We start from the raw sequence: 15,766 nt of genomic DNA, 5'->3' as shown, positions 1-15,766 counted from the left end.
TGTCGGCAGTACGGGCATAGCACTGATACGGGGCTGCCGCGGGCTCTGAAGCACCGCACAGGTGGTTTGTTGTTCGATTTGTGCTGATTTACTGGAGTTAATGACGCGGTGCTGTTAGTTTTAATTTCAAATTTTCTTAATTATAAGTAAATTAAGGGTTCAACAAAATTTGTACCCTGAGTCTTCAGACAGGAGAAAGTGATGTCCAAGCAACAAATCGGTGTCGTAGGTATGGCGGTAATGGGCCGTAACCTCGCCCTGAATATTGAGAGTCGTGGTTATACCGTCTCTGTATTTAACCGTTCACGTGAAAAAACAGACGAAGTCATTGCTGAAAACCCGGGTAAAAAACTCGCGCCTTACTACAGTGTCGAAGAGTTTGTTGAGTCCCTGGAAAAGCCACGTCGTATTCTGCTGATGGTACAGGCCGGTGAAGCAACTGATAAAACTATCGCTTCCCTGACTCCGCATCTGGATAAAGGCGATATTCTTATCGATGGCGGCAACACCTTCTATAAAGATACCATTCGTCGTAACAAAGAGCTGTCTGAGCAGGGCTTTAATTTCATCGGTACCGGTGTGTCCGGCGGTGAGGAAGGGGCGCTGAAAGGTCCATCCATCATGCCTGGCGGTCAGAAAGAAGCTTACCAGCTGGTTGCGCCTATCCTGGATCAGATTGCTGCCCGTGCCGAAGGTGAAGCCTGTGTGGCTTATATCGGTCCGAACGGTGCCGGTCACTACGTGAAAATGGTCCATAACGGTATCGAATACGGCGATATGCAGTTGATCGCAGAAGCCTACTCATTACTGAAAGGTGCCTTAGGCCTGAGCAACGAGCAACTGGCTGAAACCTTCAGCGAGTGGAACACCGGTGAACTGAACAGCTACCTGATCGACATCACCAAAGATATCTTCACCAAGAAAGATGACGAAGGTAACTACCTGGTCGACGTTATTCTGGATGAAGCGGCCAACAAAGGCACCGGTAAATGGACCAGCCAGAGCTCTCTGGACTTAGGTGAGCCTCTGTCGCTGATCACAGAATCAGTTTTTGCCCGTTACCTCTCTTCTCTGAAAACTCAGCGTGTTGCAGCCTCTAAAGTCCTGAGCGGCCCGGTAGCGAAAACCGTCACCGAAGACAGCGCCGGCTTTATCGAAAAAGTCCGTCGTGCCCTGTACCTGGGTAAAATTGTGTCTTACGCACAAGGCTTCTCTCAGTTGCGCGCTGCGTCTGAACAATATGACTGGGATCTGCAGTACGGTGAAATTGCAAAAATCTTCCGTGCCGGTTGTATCATCCGTGCCCAGTTCCTGCAGAAAATCACCGATGCTTACGCAGAAAACGCGGAAATCGCAAACCTGCTGCTGGCACCGTACTTTAAAAACATCGCTGATGAATACCAGCAGGCGCTGCGTGATGTTGTTGCGTATGCTGTACAGAACGGTATTCCAACGCCAACCTTCTCTGCCGCTATCGCTTACTACGACAGCTACCGTTCAGAAGTCCTGCCAGCTAACCTGATCCAGGCGCAGCGTGACTATTTCGGTGCACATACCTATAAGCGTATCGACAAAGACGGCGTTTTCCACACTGAGTGGTTAGATTAATTTCAGCGACGTGAGTCTGAAATCTGCAATAACCCGGGGCCAGTCCCCGGGTTTTTTTATCGGCCGTGGCGCCATAACCTGCCGTCCCTGCTTTTTCACGACAATACCAGGATTTTTTAATCACCTTTCAGTGTGATTTATCCGAAATCGCCTGCCTCTGCGGGACCTGCCGGTCGCACAGACCCTGTAAATGTGATGCCGGCTCCCGATTTTATGACCGCAGAATATGCACCGGATACCGGAAAAGGTATTGTATGCGCAACCAGGCATAGTGCCGTCTTAATGTCCTGGCTAACGGAGGACAGGAGTCCCGGGGGACAAGGCATCAGCAGAGGAGAAATTCATGTCGGAACCAAAGGTCACGGCGATAATCACAACGTTCAATGCCGCACACTATATCGCTGAAACACTCCACACCATTACATCACAAAGCTTACAAGCGTTGCAGATTATCATCGTTGATGATGCCTCCACCGATAATACTGTCGCCATTCTCCGTGAGCATTGTGCGACGGATGAACGGGTGACAATACTGGTGAATGAGGAAAACCGGGGGGCGGGTTATTCACGTAACCGGGCTTTCCCTCTCGCGACAGGAGAGTTTGTGAGCTTCCTGGATGATGATGACCTCTGTGCAAACGATATGCTGGAACAGGCCTATGGTCACGCAGTCTCTGCCGGCGCTGATGTGGTGGTCTTTCGCAGCGATAATCTGGATAGTCTGACACAGCAACGGACACCCGCACCATGGACCATCCAGGCAGAGTCATTGCCGCTCTCCCGCACCTTTACCGCGTTTGAAACGCGTGGAAATTTTTTCCGGGCTTTTATCTGGTGGGCCTGGGACAAACTGATCCGTCGTGATCTGATCCTGCGTTCAGGTTTACAGTTTCAGGAAATCCGTACCAGTAATGATTTATTCTTTGTTTGTGCATTGTTACTGCAGGCCGGGGCGATCTCCGTCTGTGACGCGACACTGATAAGCCATCGGGATAACCGCGCAGGGTCGTTATCGAATACCCGCGAGCTCTCCTATGACTGCTCACTACAGGCTATCCGTGCCCTCTATCATCATCTGAACGAGCAGCCGGTTTACCAGCCATTACACGGGGATTTCCTTAATTACAGTATCGATTTCCTCAGCTGGAGCCTGTCGACGTTGAAACACTGGCCGGCCTATTCGGATTTTTACCGGCAGATCCGCACGTTTTACCAGCAAATTCCGCCGGTACCGGCGGCAGAGATCGAATCAGAATACCTTGAGGCCTGTTATCAGGATCTGACCTGCGGGGACCCCGAAACCACGCTGATGAAACTGAAATGCCGGCTGGAGCAGGATCTCCGTCATCATATGACCTGCGCGGCCGAACAACAGCAGCAACGACTGGCTTTACAGCAGCAGTTAACCGAAGCAGAGCGTGCCGTTTCTGAACAGGCGGAACGGGTGGCACAAAATCACCGGATGGCTGCGGAAATTGAGCGTTTACAACAGCAGATCGCCGGCCAGCAACTTCATGCCAGCGAGTTACAGGCCTTAAATGAACAGTATCAGCAGGAGCGGGCACAGAGGCCGACGACCATTGCCGGGAAGTTATGTTCGTTGCTGGGGGGCCGCAGGAAGTAAGGCTCCCTGCGACACCTCCGGCGGAACTCAGGGAACCAGCAGGGGACCTTCACGGCCGGCTTTTCCGCCGGCCAGACGGACGACCAGCAGGCCAGCGGTTGCAAAGCGCACCCAGTGACGCGCATAGAGCAGCCCGTCCTGCCGGCAAACCAGGGGTGTCAGCTGGTCAGTGATCGGGTCGAGAATTTCTGCCACCACCTCGCCGGCATGGATCCACTCGCCGGGTTGGCGGGTATAAAGGATGACACCGGCATGCGGTGCTGTCAGATATTCGCACCCCGCCAGGTCCGCTTTTAACGGGGCAGGCACCGCGGGCAGGGGCGGAACGTCTCCGGCAATGTATCCCAGTGCGGTCAGACCATTTAGGATAGCCCGGGCATCTTCACGGGCCTGATCATGGCTGACATCACGGGCACCGCGCAGCTCCAGTGTGACAGGCTTCAGCGCTGCCGGTAACGGATAAGCCGCGCCGAAGCGCTGATGAAGCGTATACCAGGGTTCGGCACAGGCTTCGTCAAAAGGTTCACCGCCGGAAATATCCGCAATCAGTGCCGTACGGCAGCCCAGATAGTGACCCAATACCGACACTTCCGGCCAGGCCTGCGGCGTTGTATAAAGGTGGGCAACCGCCTCCCAGTCACAATGGATATCGATCATCAGGTCAGCCTTGCAGGCCATACGCATCAGTATTGCCCGTTGTGACTGCAGTTCGGTGGCCGGGATGTAATCATCGAAATACCGGTCAATCGCCTCACGGATCACGCGCTTATTGGCGCTGACATCCTGGCTCAGTGCCGGGCCGGCGATCGCCGCCAGCGACTCACCGATAGCCGGAAACTGGCGGTTAAAGTCCTGACCGGACAGACTATCAAAACGTCCCAGAGGCTGCCCCTGTAACTGCTGAGAAAATCCGATAGGGTTGGCGACCGGGACCAGGGTAACTTTCGCCCGTAATTGTCCCTGACTTTCCAGCGCACTGAGTGCATGTTTCAGGTACCAGGCGACGGCCACGCCGGGCAGTTCATCGCTGTGCAAAGCGGCCTGAATGTATACCTGTTGCTGATCATCATGACCGAATTCATAACTGACTATCTGTCGTTCAGTGCCGAACGTCGTGGATAATATCCGGGAGTTGTGTTGTTGCATAGCGTGCGGATCCTGGCTCAGGGGGTAATAGCGGACAGACTGCGAAACAAGGGGGCTGACAGTAACACCGGGGGGAGCCCCCGGTGACAGAACGAATTACTTCACAGAAATATCGGTGGTGAAGTATTTTTTCTGAAGTTTATCAAAGGTGCCGTCGGCTTTGATTTTTGCATAAGCATCATCAAGTGCGGTCCGCAGCTCAGTATCGCCTTTACGCAGACCAATCGCGGTGCCCGGGCCGATGATCGGGTCTTCCACTGCCGGTCCGGATAATTCAAAGCCTTTTCCGGCCGGGGATTTCAAAAAGCCGATCCCGGCCTGTGCACCGTCGGTGAATTCTGCATCAATACGGCCAGCCACGAGATCATTTTCAACCTGCGCCTGGTCGCCGTAAGGAACGACATTGACGCCATAAGGCTGCCATTTCAGTCGTGCATAACGCTCCTGAACCGTGCCCTGTTCGACGCCTACAGATTTCCCTTTCAGGGATTCAGCCGTGGGTAACAGACCCGATCCTTTCCGTGCGACCAGCATCACCGGGGTGTTATACACCGGTACGGTAAAGTCGATCTGTTTCAGACGTTCAGCAGTGATCCCCATATCGGACAAAATAGCGTCAAACTTACGGGCTTTCAGCGCGGGGATCATCCCGTCGAACTCATTTTCAACCCAGACACACTTCACATCCATCTGTTTGCACAGGGCGTTACCCAAATCGATATCGAAGCCAACCAGTTTTCCGTCAGCGGTTTTCGACTCGAACGGCGGATAGGTCGGGTCTACCGCAAAGCGAACCTGAGTGAGTGCTGCCTGACTCAGTAACGGGGTTCCGGCCAGCAGCGCGGTGAACAATGACAGGCGTAACTTACGGGTGAACGTCATAATTTGCTATTTCCTGATTATTTTGATGTTGTAATAAATGAGCCCTCCCTGTACCGGGAGGTTTTATTGCGAAGCGGTGACACTCCGTGCCCTGCCAAAAGGCTGTTTCAGGCAGCCAGGGGTTAATCTACCAATAATTACGGTCTTGTGACAGAACTGCGCGGTAACTATCTGTATTCCGGTTCACGGCAGGGAGGCCCGTGCGCTGTCGCCCGGCAACCGGTGCTCAGGAGCGGCATGGGAATCCCAGCCACTGCAGGACAGAGGGGCGGCCGGGTGAGTCAGGGGTCTCCGGGAAGCGCAGGGATGCGGATAAGAAAAAAGGCCGTGGCGGGGATACCGTCACGGCCTGTCGTCACCGCCGGCTCCGCCACCGTGCGGGGCGGAAGGGCCGGCAGGGATTATTTCTTCTGATGACGATCGCGCAGATTGTTGATCACTGCACTCAGATCCAGATCCTGATCCTGTAGCAGTACCAGCAGATGATAGATCAGATCAGAGGCTTCATTGGTCAGTTCGAAACGATCATTCACCGTGGCAGCCAGTGCGGTCTCAACACCTTCTTCACCGACTTTCTGGGCAATACGCTTGGTGCCGCGGGCATACAGACTGGCTGTGTAAGAACTGTCAGGGTCGGCCGACTTACGGCTCGCCAGCAGTTGTTCCAGCTGGTAGAGGAATCCCCAGTCGCTGGATGCCGGTGAAAAGCAGCTGGAGGTCCCGGTATGACAGGTCGGACCGATCGGGTTCGCCAGAATCAGCAGACTGTCGTTGTCACAGTCCGGCGTAATGCTTTCAACCTGCAGGAAATGCCCGGAAGATTCGCCTTTCGTCCACAGACGACCTTTGGTACGTGACCAGAAAGTCACTTTACCGCTGCTCAGTGTCTGCTCCAGTGCCTGGGCATTCATGTAACCCAGCATCAGCACTTCGCCGGAAACGTTGTGCTGAATGACCGCAGGGATCATTCCTTCTGTTTTTTCCCAGTCAAGCCGGGAGAGTTGTTCTGCCGTTAACACGCACGGATCTCCACACTGTTGGATTGCAGAAACGTTTTCAGCTCTGCAATATTAATGAGTTGCTTATGAAATACGGAGGCCGCAAGCGCGCCATCGATATTCGTTTCCCGGAAGGCCTCCAGGAAGTGTTGCATCGTCCCGGCTCCGCCGGAGGCGATCAGCGGTACATGGCAGAGTTCACGGACCGCTTTTAACTGCTTCAGGTCATAACCGTTACGCACGCCATCCTGGTTCATCATATTCAGGACGATTTCACCGGCACCCCGTTTCTGCACTTCCTGTACCCAGTCGGTGGTCTGCCATTGGGTCACACGGGTCCGTGACTCGTCGCCGGTATACTGGTTTACCTGGTACAGGCCGGTATTTTCATCATACCAGGTATCAATGCCGACCACGATGCACTGAACCCCAAAGCGGTCCGCCAGACGGGTGATTAGCTCAGGATCGGCGAGGGCCGGTGAATTAATCGAAATCTTATCCGCCCCGAAGGAGAGGATTTGGGCCGCATCTTCCACGGACTTAATCCCGCCGGCCACGCAGAACGGGATATCGATCACCTCGGCGACCCGTGATACCCAGCTCTTGTCCACGACGCGGTCATCCGAAGAGGCGGTGATATCATAAAACACCAGCTCATCGGCACCTTCTTCCGCATAACGTTTTGCCAGTGGCACGATCTCGCCGATGATTTCGTGGTTACGGAACTGTACCCCTTTGACCACCTGACCGTCACGTACATCCAGACAAGGTATTATCCGTTTTGCCAGCATGCGATAGCCTCCGTCACTGTAAATTTACCTTCGAGCAGTGCACGACCGACGATCACACCGCGGACACCGCTGTTACGTAATGCGGCAATATCTTCCAGTGAACCGATGCCACCGGATGACTGAAAGGCAATCTCCGGGTACTTCGCGGTGATTTCCTGATAAAGCGCAACGTTAGAGCCGGCCAGTGTGCCGTCACGCGAAATATCGGTACAGAGCACATGTTTCAGCCCTACCGACTGATAGTCTTCGATCACCTGTTCCAGCGTGACACCGGCGGCTTCCTGCCAGCCGCTGATAGCCACTTCTTTACGCTGGTGTTCATCAATACGGATGTCCAGTGCCAGCACGATCGCATCCGGTCCGAACTCGGCAAACCATTGCCTGACTTCTTCCGGCTGTTTTACCGCCGTGGACCCGACTACTACACGTGCAGCGCCTGCACCGAGCAGTGCGGCAACATCTTCACGACTGCGGATTCCGCCGCCCACCTGAACCGGGGCCGGGACCCCGGCAAGCAGAGTTTTCAGCAACGGGATCTGACGTGCCGCCGGATCTTTCGCACCGGTTAAGTCCACCAGATGCAACACCTGAGCGCCTTCCTGCTGGTAGGCCTGTAAACGTGGCAGCGGATCATTACCGTAATCGCGTTGCTGTGCGTAATCTCCCTGGTGAAGACGAACGACTTTACCTTCTATTAAATCGAGTGCGGGGATAATCATTACATCTCCAGGAAATTTTTAATTAACTGTGCGCCCGCTTTGCCTGAACGCTCGGGATGGAACTGAACACCGTAGAAGTTATCCTGCTGTACGGCCGCAGAGAACGGCTGGCCATAATCACACTGTGCGATGGTCGCGCCGGTCACCGGCATTGCATAACTGTGTACGAAGTAGAAATAGCTTTCCGGTGGAATATTACGGAACAACGGATGGCCGGCATGGGCCGTCAGCTGGTTCCAGCCCATATGGGGCAGGGGCAGAGAACCTGTCTCCATCAGTGATACCGGTGCATGGATAATATCCAGCGTATCAATACCGGTAGACTCTTCACTGCGTTGGGCCAGCAGTTGCATCCCGAGGCAGATACCCAGCACCGGCTGGGTGCAGTTACGGATAAGTTCGACAAGCTCACGCTCACGCAACTGATCCATCGCTGCTCTGGCGGTACCTACGCCCGGCAGAAACAGTTTGTCGGCATTCAGCACGATGTTTTTATCGCGGCTGACGACCGGCTGATAGCCGAGCCGTTCGATGGCCCACTTTACGGATGACAGATTAGCGCACCCGGTATCAAGAATAACCACATCCATTACAGAACCCCTTTTGAGCTCGGCAGTGTGTTCCCGTTCACCTGAATAGCCTGACGAAGCGTACGGCCAAAGGCTTTAAACAGACTCTCGGCACGGTGATGATCGTTATGACCCTTGGTTTTCAGGTGCAGGGTACAAGCCATGCTATAGGAGAGGGAACGGAAGAAGTGTTCGATCATCTCGGTACTGAGGTCACCGACACGCTGGAAGTTAAACTCAGCTTTATAGACCAGGTAAGGACGACCTGAGATATCCAGCGCACAACGTGCCTGACACTCATCCATCGGCAACACGAAGCCGAAACGGCCGATGCCACGTTTATCACCCAGCGCTTTCAGTAAGGCTTCACCCAATGCCAAACCGGTATCTTCAACCGTATGGTGATCGTCAATGTAAAGGTCGCCTTTAACATCGATGTTCATCCGTAAGCCGGCGTGAGTAGCAATCTGATCCAGCATATGGTCAAAAAAGCCGACACCGGTACTGATTTTGCTTTCACCTTCCCGGTCCAGCCAGACTTCGGCGGTAATACGGGTCTCTTTGGTATTACGCTGGACCAGAGCGTGACGATCTTTACGGGTCAGGCGATCGGCGATGGCGGGCCAGAAATTCTCTTCTTCAGCGTAACGAATGCCTTTGATGCCCATATTTTCGGCAAGCGTAATATCGGTCTGGCGGTCGCCGATGACATAGCTGTGCTCTTTATCCAGCACACCGGCCTGCAGCCATGGTGCAACCAGTTTTGTCGCCGGTTTACGGCAGTCACAGTGGTCTTCCGGTTTGTGCGGGCAGATCAGTACCTCATCAAAGGCGATCCCCTGCGAGGTAAAGATCTGCATCATCAGGTTGTGGGGGCCGTCGAAATCCGCTTGCGGAAAACTCTCTGTACCCAGACCGTCCTGATTGGTGATCATCACCAGCCGGTAACCGGCAGCCTGCAGGCGCAGCAGCGCCGGGACGACGCCTGGCTCGAAGGCCAGTTTATCCATACGATCGACCTGAAAGTCTTCAGGGGGTTCAGAAATCAGGGTGCCGTCACGGTCGATAAAAAGGGTTTTCTGGCTCATGCTTGCTCCGCCAAAGTCAGGTTATTCAGGGCAGTGATCAGGGTCTCACATTCCTGACGGGTACCGATTGAAATTCGTAAACATCCCGCCAGGCCGGGGTTTTTATTCTGATCACGTAAAATGATCCCCTGGTCCCACAGTGCACGGAAGATGCGCGGGGAGTCGGTAAATTTAGCCAGCAGATAGTTGGCATGGCTTGGATACACCTGCTCTGTCAGCGGGGAGGCCTGTAACTGCTGCAACAACCATTCGCGGGTGCTGTTAAGTTCCGTTACATGCCGACGCATTTCAGCCAGTCCCTGCTCGCTCAGAGCACTGGCGGCAATCTCAGCCACCGGCGTAGAGAGCGGATAGGGGGCAATGACTTTTAGCAGCAGTTCGATCACTTCCCGGTTTGCCAGAGTGAAACCGCAACGCAGGCCTGCCAGCGCAAATGCTTTCGACAGTGTGCGCAAAATCACCAGGTTCGGGAATTCATCCAGCCAGCTGACCAGCGACGCCTCAGGGCAGAAATCGATATAGGCTTCATCGGCGATCACCAGGGCCTTTCCTGCCGTGGCCGTCAGAAGCTGACGGATATCGTCCGGGTTGACCAGGTTGCCGGTCGGGTTATTCGGGCTGCACAGATAAATCAGTTTTACCCCGTCCAGTTGAGACAGGATGGCAGGCAGATTGAGTTGCCAGTCATCGAGGGAGCGGACGGTCAGTGTTTCAATGGCCAGAGTTTCCGCACTGACGCTATACATACCGTAGGTCGGCGGACAGAACATCACTTTATCCTGACCCGGTTCGCAGAAGGCGCGCATCAGGAGTTCGATACCCTCGTCGGCCCCGCGGCTGACCAGCACCTGGTCTTTATTCAGTCCGCAGTAAGCGGCATATCGCTCAATCACCCGGGCCGGCTGACATTCCGGATAGCGGTTCAGGGTCTGCTGGGTAAAATTAAAGGGGACAGCCAGCGGATATTCATTCGCATTCAGCCATACATCCCCGTTGCCGCCCAGGCGTCTTGCGGACTGGTAAGGCGTTAGCTCCCGCACATTTTTGCGGGCGAGTTGCCCGATAGAACCTGTCATACATTATCCTCCAGCGCTTTCACCCGTAATGTCACGGCATTTTTGTGCGCATCGAGCCGCTCAGCCGCTGCCAGTTCTTCAATCGCCGGAGCCAGGGATAAAAATCCTGCCGGAGACAGTTCCTGTATAGTCATTCGTTTCTGAAAATCGGCCAGCCCGAGACTCGAATAGGTGGCGGTATACCCGTAAGTGGGTAAGACATGGTTGGTCCCGGAGGCATAGTCCCCGGCAGATTCCGGGGACCAGTCGCCCAGGAACACCGAGCCGGCACTGGTAATCTGCTCAACCCATTGGCGGGCATCACGGGTCTGAATGATCAGATGCTCAGGGCCATACTGATTAGAAATAGTGATGCATTGTGCCAGGTCATCGGCCACGATCAGCCGGCTGCTTTCCAGAGCCTGCCGTGCGGTCTCTGCACGAGGCAACAGGGTCAGCTGGGCAGTTATTTCGTCAGCCACCTGCTGCGCCAGTGTCGCTGACGGCGTCAGCAGAACCACCTGTGAGTCCGGACCGTGCTCTGCCTGAGACAGCAGGTCAGAGGCAACAAAGGCAGGGGTTGCCTGTTCATCGGCAATGACCAGCACTTCTGACGGCCCGGCCGGCATATCGATGGCCGCACCCTCCAGCCGCTGACTGACCTGACGTTTGGCTTCGGTCACCCAGGCGTTACCCGGCCCGAAAATTTTATCAACTTTTGGTACGCTATCGGTCCCGAAGGCCATCGCGCCGATGGCCTGTGCACCACCGACCTGAAAGACTTCGGTCACACCGCACAGACGCGCTGCGTACAGGATCTCGTCGGCAATCGGTGGCGGTGAACAGAGCACGACTTTTTCACATCCGGCAATCCGTGCCGGCGTCGCCAGCATCAGGACGGTAGAAAACAGTGGCGCTGAGCCGCCCGGAATATAAAGACCGACCGAGCGGATAGGGCGGGTAACCTGCTGGCAACGGACGCCAGGCCGGGTTTCGATATCCACGCCCGGAAACACCTGCGCCTGATGAAATGCGTCGATATTAGCGACTGCCGTCTGCATCGCCGATTTCAGGGATCCACTGACCCGGGCTACCGCGGCATCGATGTCGGCTGCACTGACGGCAATCGTTTCGGGGCTCACCTTATCAAACTGCGCGCTGAACTGGCGTAACGCCTCATCCCCGCGGGTAAACACCTGGTCGAGAACATGCTGTACGGTCTGGCTGATGGTGTCTGAAGAAGCCAGTGCAGGACGTTTCAGTAAAGCCTGTTGCTCGTCGGCAGAACACTCATTCCAGCGAATAATAGTGTCGAAGCGGCTCATCTCTTACTCCATCATTTTTTCGATCGGCAGAACAAGGATGGAACTGGCTCCCAGAGATTTCAGTTTTTCCATCGTTTCCCAGAACAGGGTCTCGCTGCTGACCATATGCATGGCCACCCGCGCCTGATCGCCTGCCAGTGGCAGTACAGTCGGACGCTCTGCGCCAGGCATCAGGGCAATCACTTCTTCCAGACGCTCAGACGGTGCATGCAGCATAATGTACTTGGACTCGCGGGCCTTAATGACGCCCTGGATACGGGTCAGCAGTTTATCGATCAGATACTGTTTTTCTTCCGGCATTTCGCCTTCACGCTGGATCAGCACCGCTTTGGAGCGATAAATCACATCCACTTCGCGCAGGCCATTGGCTTCCAGGGTCGCTCCGGTAGACACCAGGTCACAGATAGCATCCGCCAGACCGGCACGGGGAGCGACTTCGACCGAGCCATTCAGCATACAGGGTTTAAAAGAGAGGTTTTTGCTATCGAAGTAGCGTTTCAGCAGGTGCGGATAGGAGGTGGCGATGCGTTTATTGTCCAGACATTCCGGGCCGGTGTATCCGGCATCGGCCGGCATCGCCAGTGATAAGCGGCAGCCCCCGAAATCAAGACGACGCAGAGTGGTGTAACCGGCATTTTCGCCCTGAGCCTGGCGGGTCAGTAACTCTTCTTCCAGCACGTTTTCGCCGATAATCCCTAAATCAACGACACCGTCCATTACCAGGCCCGGAATATCGTCATCGCGTACCCGCAGAATATCGATAGGCATATTTTCAGCGAAGGCAATCAGGCGCTGCTGTTGAAGATTAATTTTAATGCCGCAACGGCTAAGCAGTTCTCTGGAGTCATCACTCAGACGGCCTGATTTCTGCATTGCGATACGGATACGTTTGTTATCTAACATCTGTCCTGTCCTCTGCTTATTTTTTCCTGTACGGAATTTATTATTCTGAAACTTTTGTCCATAAAAAAACCCCGGAAGAAATCTTCCGGGGTTTTTTTATGCGTCCAAACCACTGGAAGATCTTTTCGTCTCCCAGCACACATCGCCTGAAAGACTAGTCAGGGTGATGGTGATGATGGTGGTTAATCTGGACGCTGTTCATAAAATATTCCGACGTATATTGATTTGATTGTCTGCCAATTAACCTAACCAAAATAGCGGCGACTGGCAACCCTTTTTTCGGCCTGACAATCATAAATTTCTTAATAAATTTATACTGGCCTGAAAACGGTCACAGGCATAAGATCACCGCTGATTCTTGCGGTATCGGACAGGACAATATAAAGGCAGACTTATGACGAAAAAAGTAGCAATTGTCGGCCTGGGCTGGCTGGGGATGCCTCTGGCCCGGACGCTGATCGGACGTGGCTGGCAGGTGACGGGCAGTAAGACGACTGCAGATGGCGTGCAGGCGGCACAGGCAAGCGGCATTCCGGCCAGTCTGCTGACGCTGGACCCGGAGCCGAAGTGTGACCCTGATGATTTAGCCGAACTGCTGGATGTGGATGCCCTGGTGGTGACGTTACCGGCGCGGCGGACGGTCGATACCAGTGAGCAATATCTTCAGGCGGTGCAGAATATTGTTGATATGGCCCTGGCCCGCCAGGTCCGGCATATTATTTTCACCAGTTCTACCTCGGTCTACGGTAATCTGCAGGGTGAGGCTTCCGAAGACAGCCCTGTGCATCCGGTGACCCCGGCCGGTGAATCTCTGGTGCGGCTGGAACAATGGCTCCATGATTTACCCGGGACGACGGTGGATATACTGCGTCTCGCGGGGCTGGTGGGGCCGGGGAGACATCCGGGACGCTTTCTGGCAGGGAAAACCGGGCTGAGTCATGGCAACCAGGGGGTCAACCTGGTTCACCTGGAGGATGTTATTTCCGCGATTGTGCTGCTGCTCGAACATCCTGCGCAGGGAACCGTCTATAATCTCTGTGCTGAGGGCCATCCATTCCGGGAAGAATATTACACCCGACTTGCGGCCCACGCCGGCTGGACCCCGCCGGTCTTTGACGGCGAACCGGCCACCGACGCAGGAAAAGCGGTCAACGGGCAGCGGATCTGCCGCGAACGAGGTTTCCGCTATCAATGGCCGGACCCTTACGACATGCCATTTACTCAGGGGTAAGCCGAAGATTTGCCATAATTGCCCGGATAACGGTGATAATCTCTTGTGTTAGCGGGTATTTTTAGGCAGAATGCGCGCCTGCAAATTTGAGAATAACCGATGCCTTTTTCCGGCGTCGGTTATTTTTTTTGCATATTTAGTTATAAAACAAACCTACGAGGCCGGACGTTTTCCGGAGAGATATACATTAGATACACGCTATGGCGTGAGTTAGAGGAAATTTTGATGGGGCTTTTCACCACTTCACCAGCGATGTCTGGTGCACGCTTTCGCGACGACTACGGCGCGACGCGCACGATGATAACTTCATACTCACCTTTCTGCGTTCTGCGGAATATCCCTGTGGCACAATCACGCACGATTGTTACTGTAGGGGACATGAATCATGCAAACTAATCCCTCTGCTGCACCTAAGCGCGCTAACCTGAAAAAAACATTAACGCTACTTCCTGTGATCATGATCGGTCTGGCGTATATGCAGCCGATGACCCTGTTTGATACCTTTGGTATCGTGTCGGGACTGACCAGTGGTCACGTTGCGACCGCGTATATCTTTGCGACTATCGCAATTCTGTTTACTGCACTGAGTTACGGTAAACTGGTTCGTCGTTTCCCGTCGGCCGGTTCTGCGTACACTTATGCACAAAAATCCATCAGTCCGCATGTCGGATTTATGGTCGGCTGGTCCTCGCTGCTGGACTACCTGTTTATGCCAATGATTAACATTCTGCTGGCAAAAAGTTATTTTGAATCCCTGCTGCCGGGCATCCCTTCATGGATCTTCGTGGTACTGCTGGTGGTATTTATGACCGTGACTAACCTGAAAGGGATTAAAACGGTTGCCAACTTCAACAGTATTATCGTTGTGCTGCAGATTGCGGTGATGGTCGCGATTGTCGGACTGATTATCTACGGCGTCAGCCACGGTATTGGCGCAGGAACCTTAACCAGCACCAAACCGTTCTGGTCTTCGGATGCACATGTGGTACCGATGATCACCGGGGCGACGATACTCTGCTTCTCCTTCCTGGGCTTTGATGGTCTGAGCTCATTGTCTGAAGAGACGAAAGATGCAGAACGTACCATCCCGCGTGCGATTTTCATGACGGCACTGATCGGTGGTGTACTGTTTGTTGCGGTGTCTTACTTCCTGCAACTGTACTTCCCGGACATCTCTCGTTTTAAAGACCCGGATTCCTCACAGCCTGAAATCATGCTGTATGTTGCGGGCAGAACGTTCCAGTTCGGTATCCTGATCTTCTCCTGTGTGACCGTACTGGCCTCAGGAATGGCAGCCCATGCCGGGGTTTCACGTCTGATGTATGTGATGGGACGTGACGGTGTGTTCCCGAACCGTTTCTTTGGTCATATCTCACACAAATGGTCTACCCCGACCTATAACGTGCTGCTGGTCGGTGCCATTGCATTACTGGCGATCAATTTTGACCTGGTCACCGCGACTGCGCTGATTAACTTTGGTGCTCTGGTGGCGTTTACTTTCGTTAACCTGTCTGTGATTTCACAGTTCTGGATCCGTGAGAAACGTAACAAGACACTGAACGACCACTTCCAGTATCTGGTGCTGCCGGTTCTGGGGGCACTGACGGTCGGAGCGCTGTGGCTGAACCTGGAAGAAAGCTCGATGATCCTCGGTCTGATCTGGGCGGCTATCGGTATTATCTACCTGGCGTTTGTGACCCGGGCCTTCCGTAAGCCGGTGCCTCAGTACAGCGAAGAAGGGTTATAATCCTCCGCTGCACGCGTCACTGATCAAGCCCTGTCAGGTTTCCTGACAGGGCTTTTTTTATGGGCATTGCTTAAACCGAT

Annotated in this window: 14 protein-coding genes and 1 other annotated feature; of the genes, 4 read left to right on the top strand and 10 right to left on the bottom strand. The window is 54.1% G+C overall.

Annotated features, from left to right (window positions below; genetic code table 11):
• Positions 1–201 precede the first annotated feature (201 nt).
• Both gndA and ABD035_RS14800 read left to right on the top strand, forming a co-directional pair.
• The gene (gndA, locus tag ABD035_RS14805) at positions 202–1,608 is read left to right on the top strand and encodes an NADP-dependent phosphogluconate dehydrogenase (RefSeq protein ID WP_212714732.1); all 1,407 of its coding nucleotides are present in this window, start codon (positions 202–204) and stop codon (positions 1,606–1,608) included.
• Positions 1,609–1,951: 343 nt separating this feature from the next.
• The gene (locus tag ABD035_RS14800; RefSeq protein WP_343870956.1) at positions 1,952–3,232 is read left to right on the top strand and encodes a glycosyltransferase family 2 protein; all 1,281 of its coding nucleotides are present in this window, start codon (positions 1,952–1,954) and stop codon (positions 3,230–3,232) included.
• Positions 3,233–3,259: 27 nt separating this feature from the next.
• Here the strand turns inward: ABD035_RS14800 and ABD035_RS14795 are convergent, their stop codons facing one another.
• From ABD035_RS14795 to hisG, 10 genes are all read right to left on the bottom strand, one after another.
• Positions 3,260–4,378, bottom strand: a complete 1,119-nt coding sequence (locus tag ABD035_RS14795; protein WP_343870955.1) for a succinylglutamate desuccinylase/aspartoacylase family protein — start codon at positions 4,376–4,378, stop codon at positions 3,260–3,262.
• Between the two features lie 96 nt (positions 4,379–4,474).
• Positions 4,475–5,260, bottom strand: a complete 786-nt coding sequence (locus ABD035_RS14790) for an ABC transporter substrate-binding protein (RefSeq protein WP_425579730.1) — start codon at positions 5,258–5,260, stop codon at positions 4,475–4,477.
• A gap of 401 nt (positions 5,261–5,661) precedes the next feature.
• Positions 5,662–6,279 (bottom strand): bifunctional phosphoribosyl-AMP cyclohydrolase/phosphoribosyl-ATP diphosphatase HisIE, encoded by a 618-nt coding sequence (gene hisIE / locus ABD035_RS14785; protein ID WP_343870954.1) that lies wholly within the window; start codon positions 6,277–6,279, stop codon positions 5,662–5,664.
• On the bottom strand, positions 6,273–7,049 hold the full coding sequence (gene hisF, locus ABD035_RS14780) for an imidazole glycerol phosphate synthase subunit HisF (protein ID WP_212714736.1): 777 nt from the start codon (positions 7,047–7,049) through the stop codon (positions 6,273–6,275). Before hisF ends, hisIE begins: the two co-directional genes overlap by 7 nt.
• Complete coding sequence (hisA, locus tag ABD035_RS14775) at positions 7,031–7,768, bottom strand: 1-(5-phosphoribosyl)-5-[(5-phosphoribosylamino)methylideneamino]imidazole-4-carboxamide isomerase (protein ID WP_212714737.1); 738 nt, start codon at positions 7,766–7,768, stop codon at positions 7,031–7,033. The genes hisF and hisA overlap by 19 nt, the downstream gene beginning before the upstream one ends.
• Positions 7,768–8,358: an imidazole glycerol phosphate synthase subunit HisH gene (gene hisH / locus ABD035_RS14770; protein ID WP_212714738.1), complete on the bottom strand. Its 591-nt coding sequence runs from the start codon at positions 8,356–8,358 to the stop codon at positions 7,768–7,770. The genes hisA and hisH overlap by 1 nt, the downstream gene beginning before the upstream one ends.
• Positions 8,358–9,425, bottom strand: coding sequence for a bifunctional histidinol-phosphatase/imidazoleglycerol-phosphate dehydratase HisB (hisB, locus tag ABD035_RS14765; protein WP_212714739.1), 1,068 nt, complete (start codon positions 9,423–9,425; stop codon positions 8,358–8,360). Before hisB ends, hisH begins: the two co-directional genes overlap by 1 nt.
• On the bottom strand, positions 9,422–10,501 hold the full coding sequence (gene hisC / locus ABD035_RS14760) for a histidinol-phosphate transaminase (RefSeq protein WP_343870953.1): 1,080 nt from the start codon (positions 10,499–10,501) through the stop codon (positions 9,422–9,424). The genes hisB and hisC overlap by 4 nt, the downstream gene beginning before the upstream one ends.
• Positions 10,498–11,805, bottom strand: coding sequence for a histidinol dehydrogenase (gene hisD, locus ABD035_RS14755; protein WP_212714741.1), 1,308 nt, complete (start codon positions 11,803–11,805; stop codon positions 10,498–10,500). The genes hisC and hisD overlap by 4 nt, the downstream gene beginning before the upstream one ends.
• A gap of 3 nt (positions 11,806–11,808) precedes the next feature.
• Positions 11,809–12,708 carry an ATP phosphoribosyltransferase gene (gene hisG / locus ABD035_RS14750; protein ID WP_025903437.1) on the bottom strand — a complete coding sequence of 300 codons (900 nt, stop codon included), beginning with the start codon at positions 12,706–12,708 and terminating at the stop codon, positions 11,809–11,811.
• 60 nt (positions 12,709–12,768) lie between these two features.
• Positions 12,769–12,887: a sequence feature (His leader region), on the bottom strand.
• Positions 12,888–13,102: 215 nt separating this feature from the next.
• Between hisG and ABD035_RS14745 the strand changes: the two genes are divergently transcribed.
• Both ABD035_RS14745 and ABD035_RS14740 read left to right on the top strand, forming a co-directional pair.
• Positions 13,103–13,939 (top strand): SDR family oxidoreductase, encoded by an 837-nt coding sequence (locus ABD035_RS14745; RefSeq protein WP_343870952.1) that lies wholly within the window; start codon positions 13,103–13,105, stop codon positions 13,937–13,939.
• A gap of 385 nt (positions 13,940–14,324) precedes the next feature.
• The gene (locus ABD035_RS14740) at positions 14,325–15,686 is read left to right on the top strand and encodes an APC family permease (protein WP_212714743.1); all 1,362 of its coding nucleotides are present in this window, start codon (positions 14,325–14,327) and stop codon (positions 15,684–15,686) included.
• Positions 15,687–15,766 lie beyond the last annotated feature (80 nt).

Source organism: Tatumella terrea (assembly GCF_039523755.1).
GTDB lineage: Bacteria > Pseudomonadota > Gammaproteobacteria > Enterobacterales > Enterobacteriaceae > Tatumella > Tatumella terrea.
Note: the sequence above shows the minus strand (reverse complement) of the source record. Positions and strands in the feature narration are given on the sequence as shown.